Source organism: Kitasatospora sp. CB02891 (assembly GCF_002803145.1).
GTDB lineage: Bacteria > Actinomycetota > Actinomycetes > Streptomycetales > Streptomycetaceae > Kitasatospora > Kitasatospora griseola.
In genome coordinates, this window is the sequence record NZ_NNBO01000002.1 from 528,238 (window position 1) to 547,875 (window position 19,638).

At 75.2% G+C, this 19,638-nt stretch carries 20 protein-coding genes; 10 read left to right on the forward strand and 10 right to left on the reverse strand.

Annotation, left to right across the window (positions count from 1 at the left end; all coding sequences use genetic code 11):
* Window positions 1-11: 11 nt before the first annotated feature.
* Window positions 12-1,001 (reverse strand): YihY/virulence factor BrkB family protein, encoded by a 990-nt coding sequence (locus CG736_RS07815; protein ID WP_157815466.1) that lies wholly within the window; start codon window positions 999-1,001, stop codon window positions 12-14.
* Window positions 1,002-1,419: 418 nt separating this feature from the next.
* Between CG736_RS07815 and CG736_RS07820 the strand changes: the two genes are divergently transcribed.
* The 3 genes from CG736_RS07820 to CG736_RS07830 are packed head-to-tail and all read left to right on the forward strand — an operon-like array spanning window position 1,420 to window position 4,360.
* Window positions 1,420-2,412 carry a hypothetical protein gene (locus CG736_RS07820; RefSeq protein ID WP_157815467.1) on the forward strand — a complete coding sequence of 331 codons (993 nt, stop codon included), beginning with the start codon at window positions 1,420-1,422 and terminating at the stop codon, window positions 2,410-2,412.
* Window positions 2,409-3,716, forward strand: coding sequence for a sensor histidine kinase (locus tag CG736_RS07825; protein ID WP_232733863.1), 1,308 nt, complete (start codon window positions 2,409-2,411; stop codon window positions 3,714-3,716). The genes CG736_RS07820 and CG736_RS07825 overlap by 4 nt, the downstream gene beginning before the upstream one ends.
* Window positions 3,713-4,360 carry a response regulator transcription factor gene (locus CG736_RS07830; protein WP_100585423.1) on the forward strand — a complete coding sequence of 216 codons (648 nt, stop codon included), beginning with the start codon at window positions 3,713-3,715 and terminating at the stop codon, window positions 4,358-4,360. The genes CG736_RS07825 and CG736_RS07830 overlap by 4 nt, the downstream gene beginning before the upstream one ends.
* On the opposite strand, the gene CG736_RS07835 is transcribed toward CG736_RS07830, so the two are convergent.
* Window positions 4,350-5,132: a hypothetical protein gene (locus CG736_RS07835; protein ID WP_100585424.1), complete on the reverse strand. Its 783-nt coding sequence runs from the start codon at window positions 5,130-5,132 to the stop codon at window positions 4,350-4,352. The genes CG736_RS07830 and CG736_RS07835 overlap by 11 nt on opposite strands.
* 4 nt (window positions 5,133-5,136) lie before the next feature.
* Entirely contained in the window at window positions 5,137-6,177 is a 1,041-nt protein-coding gene (locus tag CG736_RS07840; protein WP_232733864.1) for a sigma-70 family RNA polymerase sigma factor, read from the reverse strand.
* A 70-nt stretch (window positions 6,178-6,247) separates the two neighbouring features.
* On the opposite strand from CG736_RS07840, the gene CG736_RS07845 reads away from it, so the two are divergent.
* On the forward strand, window positions 6,248-6,625 hold the full coding sequence (locus CG736_RS07845; protein ID WP_100585425.1) for a VOC family protein: 378 nt from the start codon (window positions 6,248-6,250) through the stop codon (window positions 6,623-6,625).
* A 15-nt stretch (window positions 6,626-6,640) separates the two neighbouring features.
* Entirely contained in the window at window positions 6,641-7,150 is a 510-nt protein-coding gene (locus CG736_RS07850; protein WP_198520393.1) for a DUF664 domain-containing protein, read from the forward strand.
* A gap of 46 nt (window positions 7,151-7,196) precedes the next feature.
* Here the strand turns inward: CG736_RS07850 and CG736_RS07855 are convergent, their stop codons facing one another.
* A complete protein-coding gene (locus CG736_RS07855) occupies window positions 7,197-8,150 on the reverse strand; it encodes a polysaccharide deacetylase family protein (RefSeq protein WP_100585426.1) in 954 nt (317 codons plus the stop codon).
* Window positions 8,151-8,501: 351 nt separating this feature from the next.
* On the opposite strand from CG736_RS07855, the gene CG736_RS07860 reads away from it, so the two are divergent.
* Both CG736_RS07860 and CG736_RS07865 read left to right on the forward strand, forming a co-directional pair.
* The gene (locus CG736_RS07860; RefSeq protein ID WP_232733865.1) at window positions 8,502-9,677 is read left to right on the forward strand and encodes a methyltransferase domain-containing protein; all 1,176 of its coding nucleotides are present in this window, start codon (window positions 8,502-8,504) and stop codon (window positions 9,675-9,677) included.
* 277 nt (window positions 9,678-9,954) lie between these two features.
* Window positions 9,955-11,592 (forward strand): sensor histidine kinase, encoded by a 1,638-nt coding sequence (locus CG736_RS07865; RefSeq protein ID WP_100585427.1) that lies wholly within the window; start codon window positions 9,955-9,957, stop codon window positions 11,590-11,592.
* Here CG736_RS07865 and CG736_RS07870 read toward each other — a convergent pair.
* From CG736_RS07870 to CG736_RS07880, 3 genes are all read right to left on the reverse strand, one after another.
* Entirely contained in the window at window positions 11,564-11,875 is a 312-nt protein-coding gene (locus tag CG736_RS07870) for a hypothetical protein (protein WP_100585428.1), read from the reverse strand. The genes CG736_RS07865 and CG736_RS07870 overlap by 29 nt on opposite strands.
* Before the next feature lie 118 nt (window positions 11,876-11,993).
* The gene (locus CG736_RS07875) at window positions 11,994-12,914 is read right to left on the reverse strand and encodes a hypothetical protein (protein ID WP_100585429.1); all 921 of its coding nucleotides are present in this window, start codon (window positions 12,912-12,914) and stop codon (window positions 11,994-11,996) included.
* A gap of 52 nt (window positions 12,915-12,966) precedes the next feature.
* Window positions 12,967-13,653 carry an AAA family ATPase gene (locus CG736_RS07880; protein ID WP_100585430.1) on the reverse strand — a complete coding sequence of 229 codons (687 nt, stop codon included), beginning with the start codon at window positions 13,651-13,653 and terminating at the stop codon, window positions 12,967-12,969.
* A gap of 214 nt (window positions 13,654-13,867) precedes the next feature.
* Between CG736_RS07880 and CG736_RS07885 the strand changes: the two genes are divergently transcribed.
* The 3 genes from CG736_RS07885 (at window position 13,868) to CG736_RS07895 (ending at window position 17,380) form a co-directional block, all read left to right on the forward strand.
* Window positions 13,868-14,728, forward strand: coding sequence for a RimK family alpha-L-glutamate ligase (locus CG736_RS07885; protein ID WP_100585431.1), 861 nt, complete (start codon window positions 13,868-13,870; stop codon window positions 14,726-14,728).
* Complete coding sequence (locus CG736_RS07890; protein ID WP_369879951.1) at window positions 14,725-15,513, forward strand: RimK family alpha-L-glutamate ligase; 789 nt, start codon at window positions 14,725-14,727, stop codon at window positions 15,511-15,513. Before CG736_RS07885 ends, CG736_RS07890 begins: the two co-directional genes overlap by 4 nt.
* 154 nt (window positions 15,514-15,667) lie before the next feature.
* The gene (locus CG736_RS07895) at window positions 15,668-17,380 is read left to right on the forward strand and encodes a GAF domain-containing sensor histidine kinase (protein WP_100585432.1); all 1,713 of its coding nucleotides are present in this window, start codon (window positions 15,668-15,670) and stop codon (window positions 17,378-17,380) included.
* Window positions 17,381-17,489: 109 nt separating this feature from the next.
* On the opposite strand, the gene CG736_RS07900 is transcribed toward CG736_RS07895, so the two are convergent.
* The 3 genes from CG736_RS07900 to CG736_RS07910 form a co-directional block, all read right to left on the reverse strand.
* Entirely contained in the window at window positions 17,490-18,080 is a 591-nt protein-coding gene (locus CG736_RS07900) for a TetR/AcrR family transcriptional regulator (RefSeq protein ID WP_100585433.1), read from the reverse strand.
* A gap of 57 nt (window positions 18,081-18,137) precedes the next feature.
* Window positions 18,138-19,100, reverse strand: a complete 963-nt coding sequence (locus CG736_RS07905; RefSeq protein ID WP_100585434.1) for a quinone oxidoreductase — start codon at window positions 19,098-19,100, stop codon at window positions 18,138-18,140.
* 150 nt (window positions 19,101-19,250) lie between these two features.
* Window positions 19,251-19,604: a helix-turn-helix domain-containing protein gene (locus CG736_RS07910; protein ID WP_100585435.1), complete on the reverse strand. Its 354-nt coding sequence runs from the start codon at window positions 19,602-19,604 to the stop codon at window positions 19,251-19,253.
* Between the last annotated feature and the right edge of the window lie 34 nt (window positions 19,605-19,638).

Genomic DNA, 19,638 nt, shown 5'->3' on the forward strand with positions numbered 1-19,638 from the left:
GGGCCCGACGGTCAACGCCCCTTCTCCGGTCCGTCGTCCTCGTCCTCGGGCGCCTCGAACTCGACCTCCACCCGCTGTTCGGGCCGGCGTTCCTCCTGGCGGGCCAGCAGGGCCAGCACCTCCTGGTCCGGGCCGGTCAGCGGCGGTTGGAGCAGCGAGCGCGGCCACAGCCGGCGAGCCAGCACCACGTTCGTCTCGGCCGCGTACACGGTGATCTGGGACGCCAGGTAGAGCCACGACAGCAGGCCGATCACCGTCGCGAAGAAGCCGTACACGGCGCTGGCGTGCCGCAGTTGATGCGCCACCAGGGCCGCGCCGAACGCCTGCAGGACGGTGAACAGCGGGCCCGCCACCAGGCTGCCCGGCAGCAGGCGGCGGGTCCGCACCTCCTTCGGGGTGAGGATCCGCAGACAGGCCACGAACACGGCGGTGTTCAGCACCGCCGACAGCAGCAGCCCGCCGACCCGGGCCAGGGTGCCGCCCGCCGTGGTGCCGACCAGCGCCGCGGCCGCCGCGGTCACCACCAGGCCGAGGCCGAGCGCGCCGAACAGCGCCAGGCTGCGCGCCAGCCGCGGCCAGTAGCCGGGCCGCCGCACGCCGGGCACGTTCCACACCTCGGCCATCGAGTGCTGCAGCACCTGCGCGATGCCCAGCGCACCGTAGAGCAGGCCGAGGATGCCGATCACCAGCGCCAGTCCGCTGCCCTGCACGGAGTGCACGTTCTCCCGCAACTGGTCGCCGATGATCGGGAAATCGGCCAGCGCGGAGTCGACCACGGCCTCCTGCGCCTCCGGATGACCGTGCAGCACGAACCCCAGCACGGTGGAGAGCAGGAGCAGCAGCGGGATCAGCGACACGAAGCCGTAATAGGTGATCAGCGCGGCCAGCAGCCCGCCCCGGTCGTCGCCGTACTTCTTGATCACGCCGAACACCGCGGCCGGCACCCGGTGCCGCTGCTGCGTGCGGTCGACGGCGCGCAGCGCGCGTTCGATCGGATTCACGGGCCCGTCCCTCCTCGCTGATCGGCACCCCGCGTATGCCCGACCGTGCCGCACCCACCGCCCACCGGCGCGGACCGTCACCCGGGGGTGTGAACCCCCGCGCGGCGGAAGGGCCGCCGCACGGCCCCGGTCGCCCGGCCGGAGCCCGGCCGGGCCGCGGTGCGGACGGCGAGGAGGCGGACGGCGTGCGGTGCAGTGCGGTACGGCTCGCGGTGGCGGGCGCGACGGTGGTGCCGGTGCTCCACGGCTGCGACCGGGTCGACGAGGTGACGACGCGTCGGCCGGCCGCCCGGCGCCGGGTGCGGGCGCCGAAGGCGTGGCGGACCTTCCCCCGAACGGGGCCGTTCCCCCGAACGGGGGAGGGGCGTCCCCTGTCCGGGGGAATCGGGGCCGCGCCGTCGGTTGCGAAGGTCATGGCATGACGACAATGCAGAACTTCGGAAGCCCGGGACGCCTGCGGACGGCGGTCTGCGTCGGCACGATCGCCGCCACGCTGCCCTACCTCGCGCTGAAGATCGCCTGGGTCACGGGCAGCGGGATCGGCGTGCACGGCGACGGCATGCGCAGCGGCACCATGATCGGCGCCAACCTGGCGACGCTCGGCATGGACGCGATCGCCGCCGTGCTGGCGCTCGCGCTGGCCCGGCCGTGGGGCCGGCGGGTCCCCGGCTGGCTGCTGGTCCTGCCGATGTGGGTGGCCACCGGGCTGCTCGCGCCGATCGCCCTGGTGGTGCCGGTCGCGGCCGTGGCCGGGGCGTTCACCGGCGGCTTCGCGTCCTCCGGGGACCCGAGCCAGGACCTCATCGAGGGCTGGGTGTACGCCGTGGTCTACGGCGGCTTCGGCCTCCAGGCGATCGGCCTGGTCGCCGGGTTCGTGATGCACGCCCGCCAGCGCTGGGCCGGCGTGTTCGCGCTGCGGCTGCGCGACCTGCCCGCCGGGCCGGCCGCCGGGACGCGGCGGCTGATCGTGGCCGGGGTCGCCGCGTTCGGACTGATCCCGGTGGCCGTCCAACTGTCCTGGGCGTTCGGCAGCCACGCCCTGCGCCCCGAGGACACCCGCACCGCGGCGGAATCCCTGGTCATCGACACCGGCTTCGCGCTCCTCGTCCTGGCCGGGCTGGTCGCCATGGCGGCACTGACCCGACGGCCGGACGGCCGGCCGGCCCTGCGGACGCTGATCACGGCCTGGGTCGGCACCGGCACGGCGTTCGGCTGGGGGCTGTTCTGGCTGCTGACCTCCGCCCTCCACACCCCGCTCAACGAGGGCCAGGACATGCGCGGCCTGGCCCTGGTCGGCGGCCTGCAGGCACTGGTGGGCGCGGTGCTCGCCACCGTGCTGGCCCTGCTGGTCACGGAGGCGGCGGGGGCATCGGAGAACGCGGCCGACCGCAGTGGGATGATCCAGGCGTGACTCGACGGGGGGAGTTCCGCCGGACCGCCCCGGCCCTGTGCAGCCGGGCGGGCCTCGCCCTGTGCGGCCGGGCGGGCCTTGCCCTGTGCAGCCGGGCGGCCCTGCGGCGCTGGGCGCTGCTGATCCTGGGCGGCGCGATGATGACGCCGTTCTGGTTCGTGATGAACGTCGCCCTCGCGCCGCTGTTCCGAGCCACCTCGCTCGGCGGGACGCTGCTGATCCAGTTCGGGGCGTACCTGGCGGCGCTGCCCCTGGTCGCGGCGGCCGCAGCGGTCCTCCCGTTCGTCCGGCAGCTGGAGTTCGTGATCGTCCGGACGCTGCTGCCGGCCGGGACGCTGGGGGAGCGGCCGCAGGACGCCGAGGCCTCGCGCGGGCGGACCGTCGCCTGGGCCGTGCTGCACCTCGGCCTCGGCGCGCCCGTCTCCGGGGCGACCCTGGCCGTTCCGCCCGCCGTCGTCGTGCTGCTGACGGTGCGTCCGTTCCTGGACGATCCGCCGGGCTGGCTGAACGCGGTGCCCGCCGGGCTCGGACCGGTCGCCGGGGTGCTGCTCGCGCTGCTGCTGCCGACCGCCGCGTGGGCGGCCGGCCGGGCCCTGGAACGCTCGGCGCCCGCACTGCTCGGGCCGTCCGCCGCCGAGCGGCTCGCCGAAGCCGAACGCCTCGGCGCCCGACTCGCCGAACGCAACCGGCTGGCAAGGGAGTTGCACGACTCAGTCGGCCACGCGCTCGGCGTGGTGACGCTGCAGGCCGCCGCCGCGGGCCGGGTCCTCGACCGGGACCCGGTGTTCGCCCGTAGCGCCCTCGCCGCGATCGAGGAGGCCGCCCGCTCGGCCGCCGACGAACTCGACCACGTCCTCGGGCTGCTCCGCGAGGAGAGCCCCGGCCGCACCCCCCAACCGGACCTGCGCGACGTGCACCGCCTGGCCGACTCCGCCCGCGCCGCCGGTTCACCCGTCGCCCTCACCGTCGGCGACCTCGACGCGATGCCCGCCGTGGTCTCCCGCGAGGCCTACCGGATCGTCCAGGAAGCCCTCACCAACGCCCTTCGGCACGCGGCCGGTTCACCCGTCGACGTGACGATCGACGCTGCTGCGGGCGAGCTGCGCCTGCGGATCGGCAACCCGCTGCCGGCCTCGCGCCGCCCCGGCCACCGCGGTGGCCGCGGCACCCGAGGCATCGCCGAGCGCGCCCAACTGCTCGGTGGACACGCCGAGTTCGGACCCGTCGACGGGCTGTGGCGGGTGGCCGTCCGGCTGCCGCTCACCCTCGGCCGGGCCAACGACCGCCCCGGGAGGGAACATTGAGCGCCACACCGATCCGGGTCCTGATCGCCGACGACGAACCCCTGGTGCGCTCCGGCCTGGCGGTGATCCTCTCCGCCGAACCGGACATCGAGGTGGTCGGCGAGGCCGAGAGCGGCGCCCGCGCCGTCGCCCTGGCCCGCGACCTGACACCCGACGTGGTGCTGACCGACGTACGGATGCCCGCCCTCGACGGCATCCAGGCCGCCCGGCGGATCCTCGACACCGTCGTCCCCGCCCCGCGCGTCGTCGTGATCACCACCTTCGAGAACGACGACAGCGTCCACGACGCGCTGCTCGCCGGGGCCGCGGGCTTCCTGCTCAAACGCTCCCGCCCGGAGGCGATCGTGCAGGCCGTCCGACTGGCCGCGTTCGGCGACACCCTGATGTTCCCGGACTCGGTGCGCGACCTGGCGCTCCGTCACCGCCGCGAGTCCACCCCGTTCCCCCACCCGCTCTCCGACCGCGAACAGGAGGTGCTGCGCCTGATGGCCGCCGGCCTGGGCAACGCGGAGATCGCCAGGACCCTGTTCCTCGGCGCGGAGACCGTCAAGACCCACGTCGCGAACATCCTCAGCAAACTCGCCGCCCGCAACCGCACCCACGCCGTGGTCATCGCCTACCGCTCCGGCTTCGTCACCCCCTGAGACCCGGGCCCACGGCGGCGGCCAGGATCACCTCCAGCCGCAGGTCGGCCGCCCACAGCGCGGACGTGTCGTCGTCCGGGCCGGCCGGCAGCCAGGCGGTGGCGACGGGCAGCAGCAGGTGCTCGCCCGGCAGCAGGTCCGGCAGGGTCCAGTGCAGGGCATGCCGGTCCCACCGGTACTCCTCGCCCCAGCCGTGGCGGTGCTCCTCGACCGCCGCCGACTCCCCGGCCCAGCGGGCCGGGACGCCCGTCCCGTCGGCCGCGCGGCGGCAGATCGCCTCCGCGTCCTCGCCCGCCAGGGCGAGGTCGTGACCGGCGCCGGTGATCTCCAGGGCGGCGAGGTACTGGCCGCCGCCGTAGCCGCTCTCGGTGCCCGGCGGCGGATCGGCGAGCCGCACGGCCGGCGCCGGGCGGCGCACCGTGCGGTGGGCGCGCAGGTGCCAGACCGCTGCCCAGGCCTCCGTGACGACCCGGGAGAAGCCGGTCGGCTCCGGCAGGTACGCGGTGAGCAGCAGCTCCAGGTCGGCGTCGGGCCCCGCCCAGCGGGCGATCCGGGCGCCGGACGGCAGCCGCCACAGCGTGTCGGGGACGCCGGGCAGCGGACGTCCGCCGAGCGCGGCGGCGAAGGTCAGCGGCCCGAGCGGCGTCCGGACGACGGGCTCGACGGCGGGCACGCGCTCGCGCGGGACGTGCGGCAGCAGCTCGTTGGCGATCGGCGCCCGGCCGATTTGGTGCGCGTTCTTCGACGTGTCGTCAGGGGGCGTTCCACGCACGGGCTCAGAGCTCCGCGGGCAGGCCGGCGGCCAGAACGTGCTCCGGGCCGAGGAAGGAGACGATCTCCGCCACCGAGTCCCGGCGCAGCGTCAGGACGGTGAGGGACCAGGCCGGGTGCGGCGCGTCCGGGGCCGCTCCCAGGTAGAACGCCACCGCGGGCTGCCCGTTGGCGGTGGTGAGGCGGTGGCGCCAGCTCGGGCAGCGGGTGAGGGGGACGGCCGCCGCGAAGTCCATGACCGCGCCGAGACCGGCGTACCAGTGCGCCAGCGGAGGCATCGACCAGGTGACGTCCTCGGTGAGCAGCGCGACCAGGGCGTCGGCGTCGCCGCGTTCCAGGGCGGTGGCGAACGAGGTCGCGATGTCCCGGACTCGGGTGTCGCCGAGGATCCGCAGCGTCTGCTGCTGGGACACCTCGGGCAGCGTCGCCGCGAGCTTCCGCCGGGCCCGGGCCAGGGCGGAGTTCACCGAGGTGGCGGAGGTGTCCATCATGGCGGCGATCTCCTCGGCGGAGAATCCCAGCACGTCGAACAGGAGCAGCGCGGCCCGCTGATTGCCCGACAGGTGCTGCGCGGCCGCGACGAACGCGAGCTCCACGGCTTCGCGCTGCTCGTAGCGGGCGGCGGGGCCGGCGGGCCCGATCGGCAGGCCCGCGTCGGGGTACGGGCCCAGCCAGGCGACCTCCGTCAACGGCGTGGCGTCGAGCACCGCGTGCGGGGAGGCCGGGCCCAGGTCGATCGGCAGCGCCCGCCTGCCGCGGCGGTCGACGGCGTCCAGGCAGGTGCGGGTGGCCACCGTGTACAGCCACGCGCGCAGGGAGCTGCGGCCCTCGAACCGCTCCAGGCCGCGCCAGGCGCGCACCAGCGCCTCCTGCAGCGCGTCGTCCGCGTCGTGGGTGGAGCCGAGCATGCGGTAGCAGTGCGCGTGCAACTCGCGGCGCAGCGGCGCGACCAGGCGGGTGAAGGCGGCGCCGTCGCCATCGCGGGCCAGCGTCAGGTCGTCGGCGGCGGCGACGGGGGGTGGGGTCGCGCAGGATTCCTCGCTCACGGACGACGATTCTGCCGCACGGCGGGAGTCACCTCTTCGACCGGCTTTTTCCGTACCCGAGGAGGACCTCATGACCAGCGCCACCACCGGCAACGCCGAATTCCCGTCCACACCGGCCTGGTTCGACATCTCCGCAGTCGACGCGCCGCGCGCCCACCGCTTCTACCGGGAGCTGTTCGGCTGGCAGGTCGACGCACTGGACGCCACCTACGCACTGGTCGGGGCGGCCGACGGCGAACCGGCCGGCGGGATCGGCCAGTCCGGCCCCGGCAGCCCCTACACCGGGATCGTGGTCTACTTCCGGGTCGCGGACGTGGACCTGGCGCTCGCCAAGGCCGAGGAGCTCGGCGGCCGTCGCCGAATGGAGCCGCAGGCCGTGCCCGGACGAGGCCGGATCGCCGTGTTCGACGACCCGGACGGCAACCCGGTCGGCCTGCTCGGCGCCTGAGCGAAGGGATCCGCCATGACGATCACCGACCCCGGGACCGACCTGCGCCGCTACCTGCCGGACGCCCGCGAGGCCGTCCGGTGGAAGCTCGACGGCCTGCCGGAACGCGACCTCCGCCGCCCGCCCACCCCGACCGGGACCGACCTGCTCGGCCCGGCCGGACCCGAACCCGACACCGACACTGACCACTGGGCCACCGTCGTCGACACCCACTGGGCGGCCTGGAAGCACGCCGACGCCACCGCCGAGGAACTGCCGCTGGACGCCGTCGGCCACGTCCCGCAGTGGCCGGGGCCGGACGCCGCCCCCCGCCTGTGCCGGGTGCTGGTCCACCTGGTCGTCGAGACCGAGCGGCACGCTGGCCACGCCGACCACGTCGGCCACGTCGGCCACGCCGACCTCGTCCGCGAGCCGATCGACGGCGGGGTCGGCCACCGGCCGGGTGCCGGGCGGATGCCCGCGACGGACGACACGTGGTGGTCCCGGTACCGGGAGCGGGCCGTCGCGGCGGCCGGGCAGAACTGACGTGCGGCGGGTCGGAGGGGCGAGCCGCCCCTCCGACCCGGCGCGGTCAGAGGTAGTCCTCCAGACGGCCGATCGCGAAGCCCTCGGCGGTGGCGGTGTCGATGACGCGGCGGAGCATGTCGGCCATGGTGCCCTTCCAGCCCGGGGCCGGGTCGCGGAAGTGGGTGAGGATGATGTCGCCGGGGTGGAGCTTCTCGTCGGAGTAGCGGTACTCGAGGTGGTCCGGGAAGGCCTCCTCGGTCCACAGGGCGACGGCGGTGACGCCGCAGGAGGCGGCGGTGCGCAGCGCGGCGGCGGTGTACTCGCCGTAGGGCGGCCGGAACAGCCAGGGGCGGGTGCCGATCTCCTGTTCGAGGCGGTCCTGCTGGCCGCAGATCTCGCGGCGGAGCGCATCGGCGCCGAGGCGGCGCAGGTCGGGATGGTTGATGGTGTGGTTGTTGACGGACACGCCGCGGTCGCGCATGGCGCGGAAGTAGCCGTAGTCGGAACGCGCCAGGTAGTCGGAGATGAACACCGACAGGGGCACGTCCAGGCCGGCGGCCATCTCGGCGAACTCCGGATCCTTCGTCGCGCCGTCGTCGACGGTCAGGAACACCACGTTGTCCTCGGTGGGAACGCGGCGAACCACCGGTGGCAGACCGTCCGCGAGCAGGACGTTCGGCCCCGCGACGAGCTCCGGCTTCTCCGCGGGCGCCACGGGCGCCTTCAGCGGCAGCGCCGCCAGCCCCCAGTGCCGGGCGGCCGCGAGCTCGGCCTGCTGCTGCCTCGACTCCCGCTCGGCCACCCCCAGCCGACCGTTCACCTCCTGCCCCGCCGCACCCTGCGGAACGGCCACGGCCGGCTGCCCTGCGACCGGCGGCGCAGCGGGGGCGGAGGCGCGCCCGTCACTCCCGTCCTGGGCCCGCAGGGCGGAGCAGCCGACACCGAGGACGGCCAGCACGGCGAGCACGGCGAGGTGACGGCGGCACGGGCCCCTGCGGTCACGGTCTTTCGTCGACATACCGGCCGATGATCCCCTCGTCGTACAGCCACCAACCCGCCCGTCACCCGGCCGGACGCCTGCCGTCCCCCGTTCGCCACGCTCCGTGGTCGGGCGGTCGTCGCGAGAGCGCCAGTGTGGACGGTGCGCCCCCGTACGACCCCGACGCGCCCTACTGCTGGCGGACGGGGGACGGGAGGATGGGCTCTTCGCCGCGTGCGCGGCGGTCGTCGTCAAGGGAGGAGTGGTCGCGATGGGTGAGCACGAGAAGCCCGCACCGGACCCGGGTGAGGGCACCCCGCCGCCCGGGAACTCGGACGGGCAGGTCCCGCCCCCGCCGCCGGGCACCGGCAAGCGGCGCAAGTAGACGCGGTGGCCGAGGAATTGGATCTGCCCGCGTACCGCTCGCGGCTCGACCGGGTGATGGCCGAGCGCGGGGCCTGGCCCGAGGGATCGCCGTGGGTGCGGGAGGCGGTGGCGGCGCTGCCCCGGGACGGGTTCGCGCCGGAACGGCTGTGGCGGTGGGACGGCCGGGCGTGGGAACCGGTGGACCGGGCGGCCGATCCGGCAGGCTGGGCGGGGGAGTTGTACCGCTCGCCGGACGAGGCGGCGGTGACACAGCTCGGGGACGGCCTGCCCACGTCGAGCCTGTCCTGTCAGGCCGTGGTCGCCGACATGGCGGACAGCCTGCGCCTGGAACCCGGGCACCGCGTCCTCGAACTCGGCACCGGCAGCGGCTGGAACGCGGCCCTGCTGGCCCACCGCGCCGGCCCGGGCCGAGTGGTCGGCGTCGAGGCGGATCCGGTCCTGGCCGCCGCGGCCGACGTACGTCTGGCCGCCGCCGGCCTGGAGGTGCAAGTCCGCACGGGCGACGGCGACTTGGGGGTGCCCGGTGAGTTCCCGTTCGATCGGGTGATCGCCACCTACGCCGTCGAGGAGATCCCCTGGCCCTGGGTCGAGCAGACCGCGCCCGGCGGGCGGATCGTCACTCCGTGGGGCCGCCTCGGCCACGTCGCGCTCACCGTCGCCGAGGACGGCAAGTCCGCCACCGGCTGGCTGCAGGGCCTGGCCCGGTTCATGCCCACCCGCACCCAACAAGCGCACCGGCGACGGACGTTCGGCGAAGTCCGTGGTTCGGTCGAAACCGATCGCAGTGGCAGCACCGACCGCGACCCGACACAGCTCGCCGACCCGTGGGGGCTGGGCTTCGCACTGCGCGTCGCCCTCCCGGACCTGTCCGTGCACACCGGCCACGACGCGGACGGCACCAGCGCATGGATCACCGACGGCCACACCTCCTGGGCCGTCCTGTCCGCCCGCACCGCCGGCGGCGCCTGGACCGCCGAAGGCGGACCGCGACACCTCGCCGAAGAGGTCGAAGCCGCCTGGTCCCAGTGGGAGACAATCGGCCGCCCCGGCGTCTACGACTACGGCCTCACCCGCACCCCCACCGAGCAGTTCGTCTGGGCCGACGACCCCCGCACCGGCCCGCGCTGGCCCGCCGCCACGCACCCGGAGGAGGAGAGGAACGACCCGGCCCCGGTGTGAGCGACGGCGCCGGTGAGCACCACGAACGGACCGTGCCCCGGTAGCCCACCCGCGAGCGGACCGACGCTGTTCGGCTCCTCCGCGCCGTCAAGGCCTGTCGGCATGCCGGGCACCGACGGCGCGTACCTCCTGCCGGTGGCGCCTCGAACCCGTCGACCTGCTCCTGGAGTTCGGTGCGACCGCAGCAGGTGGTGGCCCGGCGGCGTTGCGCAGGCGCGTCGGCGGCCGGGGCCGGGTGGGGCCGGGGGCGGGTCGGGGCGGCTAGGGTCGGGGGGTGATGCGGACGTGGGTGGAGCGGGCGGTTCCGGGGCCTTGGGTTTGGCGGCTGGTGGTCCGGGAGGTGCTGGGCGGGCTCGTGGTGTGCGGGCTGGCGGCGCTGTTGCAGGCGGTGGACAGCGGTGGTTGGCCGTCGGGGCTGGTGGTGGCGGCCGCCGGGGTGCTGTTCCTGTTGCGGCGGGGGCTGCCGGGGACGGTGCTGGTGCTGGCGTCGGCGGGTGTCGGCGGACCGGGCGGGTTCCTGCCGCTGCTGGTCGCGGCGGGGTATTCGGCGGGTCGGCGGATCACCCGGCCCTGGTACGCGCCGGCGGTCTTCGGGCTCGGCTTCGTGCTGAACTTCGCGGTGGGCGTGCTGCAGAACCGCCGCGACCACTTCCCGGTGCCCGCGCTGCTGGGCATCTGCGTGGTCGGGTTCCTGCTGCTGGGCGTGCTGCCCGCACTGCTCGGCCGGTACCGGGCGCAGCGCAGCGCGCTGCTGGACAGTCTGCGGGAGCGCAACGAGCAGCTGGTGCGCGAGCGGGTGATGATCGCCCGTCAGGCGCGGCTGCGCGAACGCCACCGGATCGCCCAGGACATGCACGACAGTCTCGGGCACCAGCTGGCGCTGATCGCCGTGCACACCGGCGCGCTGGAGGTGGACCGCACGCTCGGCGAGCGGCAGCGCGAGGCGGTGGGCGTGCTGCGGCAGGCGGCGACCGGCGCGATGCGGGAGCTGCGCGAGGTGGTCGGTCTGCTGCGGGACGACTCGGTGCCGGCGGCGGGCGGCGTGGACGCGATCGACCGGCTGGCGGAGAGTTCGCAGGCGGCGGGCACGCTGGTGGAGCTCCGGCACGAGGGCACGTCGCGCGAACTCGCCGCCGCGACCGGTCACGCCGCGTACCGAATAGCCCAGGAGGGCCTGACGAACGCCCACAAGCACGCGCGGGGCGCGCAGATCGTGCTGACGGTGCGGTACGAGCGCGACGCGGTGATGGTGGAGGTGCTGAACGGGCCCGGCGGGGACGGTACGGCGGCGGTCTCCGGCGGTCAGGGCCTGACCGGTCTGCGGGAGCGGGCCCGCCTGCTGGGCGGGTCGATCCACGCGGACCGGGAGTCGGACGGCGGCTTCCGGTTGAGCGGCCGGCTCCCGTACACCTCGGACGGGGCGCTGGACGCCGTCCCCGAGGACGAGGAACTGCGCGAGCTGGCAGGGAAGTTGATCGGACCGGAGAAGCGCCGCCGGAGCCCCGCGATGGGCTGTGCGCTGGGCGCGCTCGCGGTCCTCGGCGCGGTCGGGGTGGTCGGCGCGGTCGGGGTGCTGATGTTCGTCGGCGCGATGCGGGACGCCACCGTGTCGACCTCGCTGTACGACTCGATCGAGGTCGGCCAGTCCGAGGGCGTGGTGAACGCCCGGCTGCCGATCGGCAGCGACTTCCTGACCGGCGATTTCAAGAAGTACGGCCCGCCCGCGCCGGACGGCGCGCACTGCCGATGGTTCGCGGGCGACGTCGAGACCGCCCCCAGCGACGGGCAGGACGTGGTGCGGTTCTGCTTCGACAACGGCCTGCTGGTGGACAAGCAGCACTTCCGCAGCCTGGCGCAGCCGGACGGGGCTGCGCCCGGCCGGAGCGTCAACCCGTCGGCATCCGCAGCTCGTTGAGGCGCTTCGCATGCTCGTGACGGATCCGGGCCAGCGCCTCGGCACGGAACGGATCGTCGGCGGGGATCGCCGCAGCCGCCTCCAACGCCTCGTCCAACAGGCGCAGTTGGAGGTCGCGGCGGAGCAGTAGCGGGTGGTGGCGGGTCAGTTCGACGGCCGCGAGGGCCAGCTTCGGCAGGTGCACCGCCGGGTTGTCGCGGGCCAGCAGGCGGTGCGCCCGGTAGGCCTGCCACGGGGTGGGCGGTTCGCTGCCGGCCAGCAGCACCCGGGCACGCAGGGCCATTTCCTGATCGACGTGTGCGGACACACGACTCCCATCGACTCGTCCAAAGGGGGGAATGCGGACGAGTCTGCGGCCGAACCGGCCGCCCGGACAAGGGCGGAGAAGTGTGCGTCCGGTCCTACCGCGCGGGCGCGTGAGCAGGCAGAATGGGGGTCGACACGCTGCCGGAGGCATCGCCCGCGACCGCCGGCCGTCCCGGATCGGCGGCCGCGCCGTCGACGTCCCGGGCCGGAGCGGCCGCGACCACCGCGGCCAACCGGGCCTCGACCGCGTCGAGTTCGGCGGACGCCTGGGCGCGCAGCGCGGGCAGCAGGGTGAGGGCGGCGCGGGCCGCGTCCGGGTCGGGCTGCGGGTCCTGGTGGGCGGCGGCGACGGCGGTGCGCAGCGGCAGGGTGGCGAGCGCCGTCTCCCACGCGGTGCGGTGGACGCCCGTCGCGTAGCGGGACGTCAGGTACTCCAGCGGGCTCAGCGCGAGGGCGTCCCGCTCGGCGGGCCCGGCGAGCCGGTGCTCGGGCAGCAGCCGGGCGATGCCGTCGCGGGCCACCAGGTCGAACGCGCGGGCCAGGTCCGGTGCGGCGGCGCCGTGGACGCGGGTGGTCGAGGAGGCCTCCAACAGGCGCTCCAGCATGACCGCTTCGCGCGGGTCGGCGGTCCGGTCGGGGTGCTCCTGGTCGGCGAGCAGCTGCTCCAGGTGGTAGCGCTGGCCCCAACTGCCCACCGAGCGGTGCATCGCCCCGGCCCGGGTCTCCCGGATCGCGGCCAGCACCAGCGCCCGGGTGGTCAGGTCGCGCCGCACCGCGAGCCGCTCCCCGTCCGGGAACAGCCGCTCCAGCGCGCAGCGCACCGCCCCGACGGTCGGACCGTCGTACCAGCGCAGCGTCCAGCGGCGCCCGGCCTGCTCGTACTGCGGCTCGATCGGGACGCGGAACTGCACGGACAGCCGGTCGGCGATCCGCCGCACCTGCGGGCCGCGCGGCGGCCGGGAGGATGCGGAGGCGTCCGGAGCGGCAGCGTCCGGAGTGCGGTCGGGGGTGCGCATGGCCGGAGACTAGCCAGCGCGCGGCCGGGCGGCGGGCGACGCGCGGACCGGCTCAGCCGTTCGCCGCAGCGCCCGCCGCCGTCCGGGCCGGCAGCTGCGCCCGGCGGGCCGCGGGCATCCGGTGACGGGGCGTCACCCGCGGGTCGACCGCGTGGCCGGTGAACTCGATGGCGGCCAGCCGCGCCGCCGACGCGCGCGGCAGCAGCACCGCCGACGCCACCCCGGCCGGCAGCGGCCCGTCCGCGGTGACCAGGCCGCGCAGCGCGGCGCCGGCCCGGCGGTGGCGGGCGAACGCGTACCGGGAGACCCGGCGGCCGCGCCGCCGCTGCCCGTCGGCGGCCTGCGCGGGCGTGGCGTCCAGCAGCAGCAGGTGCAGCCGGCGGCCCTGCCGGTGCGCGGTGCGGGCCACGACCAGGCGCACCCACGGCAGCGCCCCGCAGTCGTGCACCACCAGCGGTCCGCCGGCCCGCAGCGCGGCGTGCAGCCGCAGGTAGTGGGCGGCCCGGACCAGCGGCCGGTACAGCGGGTACGGGACGCCCGGCAGGGCGGCGGCGAAACGCTGCCGGGTGTGCTGGGAATCGATCACCCGGGCCCGGGCGCAGCGCGCCATCAAGGTGCTCTTGCCGCTGCCCGGCAGGCCCGAGACCACCAGGACGTCGTCCACCGGGTAGGCCAGCACGGCCGGCGCCGGACGGTCCGTCAGGTCGTGCCGGGCGTGCGGGCGCAGCTGTGAATGCACACGGTCCCCCTCAAGAGTGTGCCAAGAGAACGTCATGTCAACGACATGCCCAGGGCAAAGGGTTCCAGACCTGCGGCAATACGGCTGTGACGTGCCTGTGGCCGTTCCCGGACACCCTGGCCGCTCTCGCGCCGAACTTCCGTGACAGGGTGGACGGATGTGAACGGCCCCACGGCACGCGCACGGGGGGACAGAGGGGAATGGGTGGGCACAGATGAGGTTCTGCTTCCTGGTCGAGGAGCACTACCGCCACGACGGGATGCCGCTGGAGGTGGTCCAGCACCTGCGGGCGGCCGGCCACACCGTGGACGTGCTGCGCCCCGGCGCCGAACTGCTGGACCTCGCCCGGCTGGTGCGCGGCGGCGCGCACGACGCATGGGTGCTGAAGACCGTCTCCGGCGGGCCCGGACTCGGCCTGCTGGAGTCCGCCGCGGCGGCCGGCCTGACCACCGTCAACGACGCCCGGGCGATCCGCCCGGTCCGCGACAAGGCACAGACCGCCGTGGTCGCCGCCCTGCACGGGCTGCCGATGCCGCGCACCTGGGCCGCCGCCGACCCGGCCGCGTTCGCCGCGATACCCGAGCGGCACTACCCGCTGGTCGTCAAACCCGCCGACGGCTCCTCCGGGCGCGCCGTCCACCTGATCCAACACTCCTCCCAGCTCGCCGAGTTGGCAGCGCCCGCGGACGGCGCGCTGCTGATCGCCCAGCCGTACGTCGCCAACGACGGACTCGACCTCAAGGTCTACTGCGCGGGCGGCGAGTTCTTCGCCACCCAGCGCACCTCGCCGCTGCACCCGCACCGGCCCGCCACCGAACGGCCCGTCCCGCTGCCGCGCGAGGTCGCCGCGCTCGCCGCGCAGGTCGGCGAGGTGTTCGGCCTCGACCTGTACGGCCTGGACGTGCTGCTCGGACCGGACGGCCCCACCGTCGTCGACATCAACGACTTCCCGAGCTTCCGCCAAGTCCCGCACGCCGTCGAGCGGGTGGCCGACGCGGTGGTCCGCCTCGCCCGCACCGGCTCCTCCTGGCCCACCCCCGGCGCCGGGTCCCTGCTCGCCCCCGCCGCCCGGTGACGGCGCTGCGCATCGCGGTCCTGGCCCGCGACCTCGACCACCCGCTGCTCGCCGCCACCCGTCGACTGCTGTCCGCGCAGGGGCACTTGACGGTGCCGGCGGGGCAGGACGCGGACCTGCTGCTGCTGAAGGCGCGCAGCGCCGCCGCACTCCAAGTCGCCCGCGGCTACGAGGAGTCCGGCACGCCGGTGCTCAACTCGGCCACCGCCACCGCCTTCTGCCAGGACCGGGCGGCCATGGAGCGGCTCGCCCGCGCCGCCGGCATCCCGTTCGCGGCCACCGTCGACTCCGGCCCGATCGGTGGTCTCGCCTGGTCCGGGCCGGTGGTGGTGAAGAGCAGGCACAGCCGGCGCGACGACCTGGTGGCCCGCGCCGACACCGCCGAGCAGTGGCAGGCGCTGGCCGACCGGTGGCCCGGCGAGCCGGTGATCACCCAGCGGCCGGTGGCCGGCGACGGCTGGGACCGCAAACTCTGGGTGGTCGACGGACAGCTGTTCGCCGAACGGCGCCGCTCCGAACTCCACCCCGGCGGGCCCGCCCGCCGGCCCTGGACCCCCGGACCCGAGGAGGGCGCCCTCGCCCTCGCCACCGGCCCCGCCTTCGGCCTCGATGTGTACGGCGTGGACCTGCTGCCCGGCCCCGACGGCCCGATCGCCGTCGACGTCAACGCCTTCCCCGGCATCCGCCACCAGCCCGGCGCGCCCGAGGCACTGGCCGCCCTGGCCGTCCGGACCGCCCTCGCGGCCCTCGCCGCCCTCGCCGCTCGGGAGCCGAGGGCCGGCTGACATGTGCATGTGCCCGCAGTGGGCCCGCCGCCACCCGTGATCCGCCCCATACCTGCCCCTTTGTGACCCTTCCGACGACCCCGTGGGTCCACTCCCGCCGCCCCGTCTGCGAGAATCGGGCGGCGAGCTGGGCCCACGGACGAGGAGGAACGCAGTGCGCGAGGAGGAACCGCGGTCGCGGCTTCCCCAGCTTCGGCTGGACGAACTGCTGGCCGAACTGCAGGCCCGGATCGACGTGGCGCGCGGCACCCGCGACCGGGTGCACAGCCTGCTGGAGGCCGTGCTCTCGGTCGGCCGGGAGCTGGAACTCACTCAGGTGCTGCGCCGGATCGTCGAGGCGGCCGCCGTCCTCGCCGACGCCAAGTACGCGGCGCTCGGCGTGATCGGCCCCGACGGCGACACCCTCTCGCAGTTCCTCACCGTCGGCCTCAGCGACGAGGAGATCGCCAGGATCGGCCCCTACCCGACCGGCAAGGGCCTGCTCGGCGAACTCATCCGCCACCCGCAGCCGTTGCGCCTGGACGACCTGAGGGAGCACCAGGCGTCCACCGGCTGCCCCGCCCACCACCCCGAGATGCGCACCTTCCTGGGCCTGCCGGTCCGGGTCCGCGACGAGGTGTTCGGCAACATCTACCTGACCGACAAGCGCGGCGCCGCCGGGTTCGACGACGACGACGAGTCGGTCATCGCCACCCTCGCCGTGGCGGCGGGCGTGGCCATCGACAACGCCCGCCTGTACGAGGAGGCGCAGCGCCGGCAGCGCTGGCTGACCGCCACCGCCGAGATCAACCGCCGCCTGCTGTCCGGGAGTTCCCGCACCCAGGTGGTCGAGCTGATCGCCCAGCGGGCGTGCGACATCAGCGGTGCCCGGCAGGCCGACGTGCTCACCGTGCTGCCCGCCGGGAACGGCCTGCACGTGGAGCTCTCGCTCGGCGGCGACCTGACCGGCCGGGCCGGCGCGGACATCCCGCTGGAGGGCACCATCTCGGGCGCGGCGTGCGTCGAGGGCGCGCCGGTGACCTCGCACGACCTCGCCGAGGACCGGCGCTTCCCGGCCCGGGCGGACCGGTACGCGGGCCTCGGCCCGGCCGTCGCGGTGCCGCTCGGACGCGCCGAGGGCCACACCGAGGGCGTGCTGCTGCTGGTGCGCGGCCCCGGCGAGCCGGAGTTCACCGAGCGCGAGACCGATCCGCTGCTGGCCTTCGCCGACCAGGCCGCGCTGGCCCTGGAACTGGCCGAACGGCGGCGCGACGCCGAGCAGTTGGCCGTCCTGGAGGACCGCGACCGGATCGCCCGCGACCTGCACGACCTGGCCATCCAGCGCCTGTTCGCCACCGGCATGACGCTGCAGAGCGCCTCCCGCTTCATCGACCACCCCGGGGCCTCGGACCGGGTGCTGCGGGCGGTCGGCGACCTGGACGAGACCATCAAGATCATCCGGTCGACGATCTTCGGCCTGCGGGTCCGCGAGGCCGGCGTCGGCCAGGGCCTGCGGGCCCGCGCCGTCCACGTGGTCGAGGAGGCCCACTCCGCGCTCGGCTTCGCCCCCCGCCTCAGCATGGAGGGCCTGCTCGACACCGACGTCCCGCCCGCCGTCGCCGACCACCTGGTCGCCGTCCTCGGCGAAGCCCTCAGCAACGCCGCCCGCCACGCAAAGGCCGGCCGCGTCGAGGTCGTCCTCCAGGCCACCGGCAGCCAGGTCGTCCTCACCGTCCAGGACGACGGCGTCGGCATCCCCGCCCAGGGCCGCCGCAGCGGCCTGCGCAACCTCGAAGAACGCGCCCGCTCCCTCGGCGGCACCCTCACCGTCACCGCCCCGCCCAACGGCGGCACCACCCTCAACTGGACGGCCCCACTGGGGCATTGACGCCCCGCTCGCCCGCTCCTGTCGGGGCAGATCGGGCGGCGTTGCCGATGCCCTCGCCGGAGACTGCCCGGGCGGGCCGACGAGGGTGGTGTCGAGGGCGGCGTCCGGCTCAGCGGGATTCGCGGAGGCGGGCCAGGGCGGTGTCGAGGGCGGCCTCCAGGTGGGTGGATTCGCCGGTGGTCATCAGGATCAGCACGCCGCCCTGGACGCCCGCCAGTAGCGCCGCGGCCTCGCGGTCGGCGTCCAGGTGCGGGGCGATCGACCCGTCGGACTGCATCCGGCGGATGCCGTCGGCGAGTTGGCGCTGCCACCGGGCGAGCAGTTCGCGGGCCACCGACCGGGTGGCGTCCGTGACGCCGCCGAGCTGGGCCAGGGCGGTGTGCAGCGGGCAGTCGCTGCCCTGGGTGCGGTAGCGGGCCAGGACCTTGTCGCGCCACCGGTGCCACGCGTCCCAGGAAGTGAGCGAGCCCAGTTCGGGCTGCTGGTCCTCGATCACCCGGTCCGCCTCGTGCCGGGCCACGGCGAGCAGCAGATCGTCCTTGCCGCCGGGGAAGTAGTGGAAGAGCTGGCTCTTGCTGGTCGAGGTGCGGGCCATCACGTCCTCCAGGCGCACCGCGAACACCCCGTGCTCACGGATCTGCTCGGCCGCACCGTCGACGATGCGCTGCCTGGTCGCGAGGCCCTTGCGGGTCAACGTCATGGATCCTCCAGCCGTCGACGTCGTCCGGAACCCGCCCGGACTCCGGCGCCCAGTCTGTCAGGGAAAGAGGATCAACTTGCCGGTGGTGCGGCGCGATTCGATGTCGGCGTGGGCTCGGGCGGCCTCGGCGAGCGGGTAGCGGCCGGTGACCCGCAGCGTCAGCTGCCCGCTCCGCACCAGGTCGAACACCTCGCCGGTCCGCCGGACCAGCGCCTCGCGGGTGGCGACGTGATGGTGCACCGTCGGGTAGGTCAGCAGGATGCTGTTGGGCAGATCGGTGGGCCGCAGCGTCGGCACACCCATGAACGGCCCGTAGTACGCGTGCACGCCGTGGGTGCGCAGCGCCAGCTGGGAGGAGCGGAAGGTGTCCGCGCCGCCGCCGTCGTAGACCACGTCGGCCCCCCGTCCGCCGGTGAGTTCCCGCACCCGGTCCTCGAACCCGGCGCCGGAGTGCACCAGCACGTGGTCCGCGCCGGCCTCCTCGGCCACCGCCGCCTTGTCCGCCCGGGAGACCAGCCCGATCACCGACCCGCCACGGGCCTTCACCAGCTGGGTGAGCAACTGGCCCACCCCGCCGGCCGCCGCGTGGACCACCGCCGTGTCGCCCGGCCCGATCGGGTACGTCTCGGTGCTCAGGTGACTCGCCGTCAGACCCTGCATCAGCAGACCGCCGGCCACCTCGTCCGAGACCCCGTCGGGCACCTTCACCAGCGACGTCGCCGGAACCGCCAGCAACTCGGCGTAGCTGCCCGGGTGGTAGAACCACGCCACCCGGTCGCCGACGGCGAACTCCGTCACCCCCGCACCGAGAGCCGTCACGTACCCCATCCCCTCGGCCCCCAGCACCAACGGCGCCGCCCACCCCGGCGCGCCGGACGCCCGTGCACCGACATCCATGTAGTTGACGCCCGCCGCCCCCAACCGGACCAGCACCTCCCCGGTGCCGGGCACCGGATCCGGCAGCTCGGTCCAGCGCATGACCTCGGGGCCGCCGTGCTCCTCGATACGAATCGCATGCATGGGATGACACCTTCCTGTGGAGGCCCGCTGTTCCGGGCGCAGTCCGTACGTTAGGGAGGTGAAAATGGACCAACAAGTCCAGAAATCCCGCGTCGGCTCGCGGCTCGACGGCCGGGGCGAGGCGACGTGCGCCGAGCCGGCACGGCGGCCCTATGCCTGGCGGGACTGGCGGGACTGGCGTTCGCGGGCCCAGGCGGCCAGTGGTTGGAGTGCGTCGTTGAGGCGGAGGCCGTCCTCGGTGAGCGAGTACTCGACGCGGGGCGGGACCTCGTCGTAGGAGACGCGGCGCACGACGCCGTCGGCCTCGAGCTCGCGGAGGTGGGAGGCCAGTACCTTCTCGGTGATCCCGGGGAGCAGTCGGCGCAACTCCCCGAAGCGGCGGCACGGTTGCTCGTGCAGTGCCCACAGGACCAGGACCTTCCACCGGCCGCCGATCACCTCCATCGCGGTGTCGATCCCGCAGACGTGTCCCTCCGCCGTGCCCGGCCGGTTCAGCGTCGCCATGCTCCCACCCCTTCCGACGTGCTCACTCACCCCG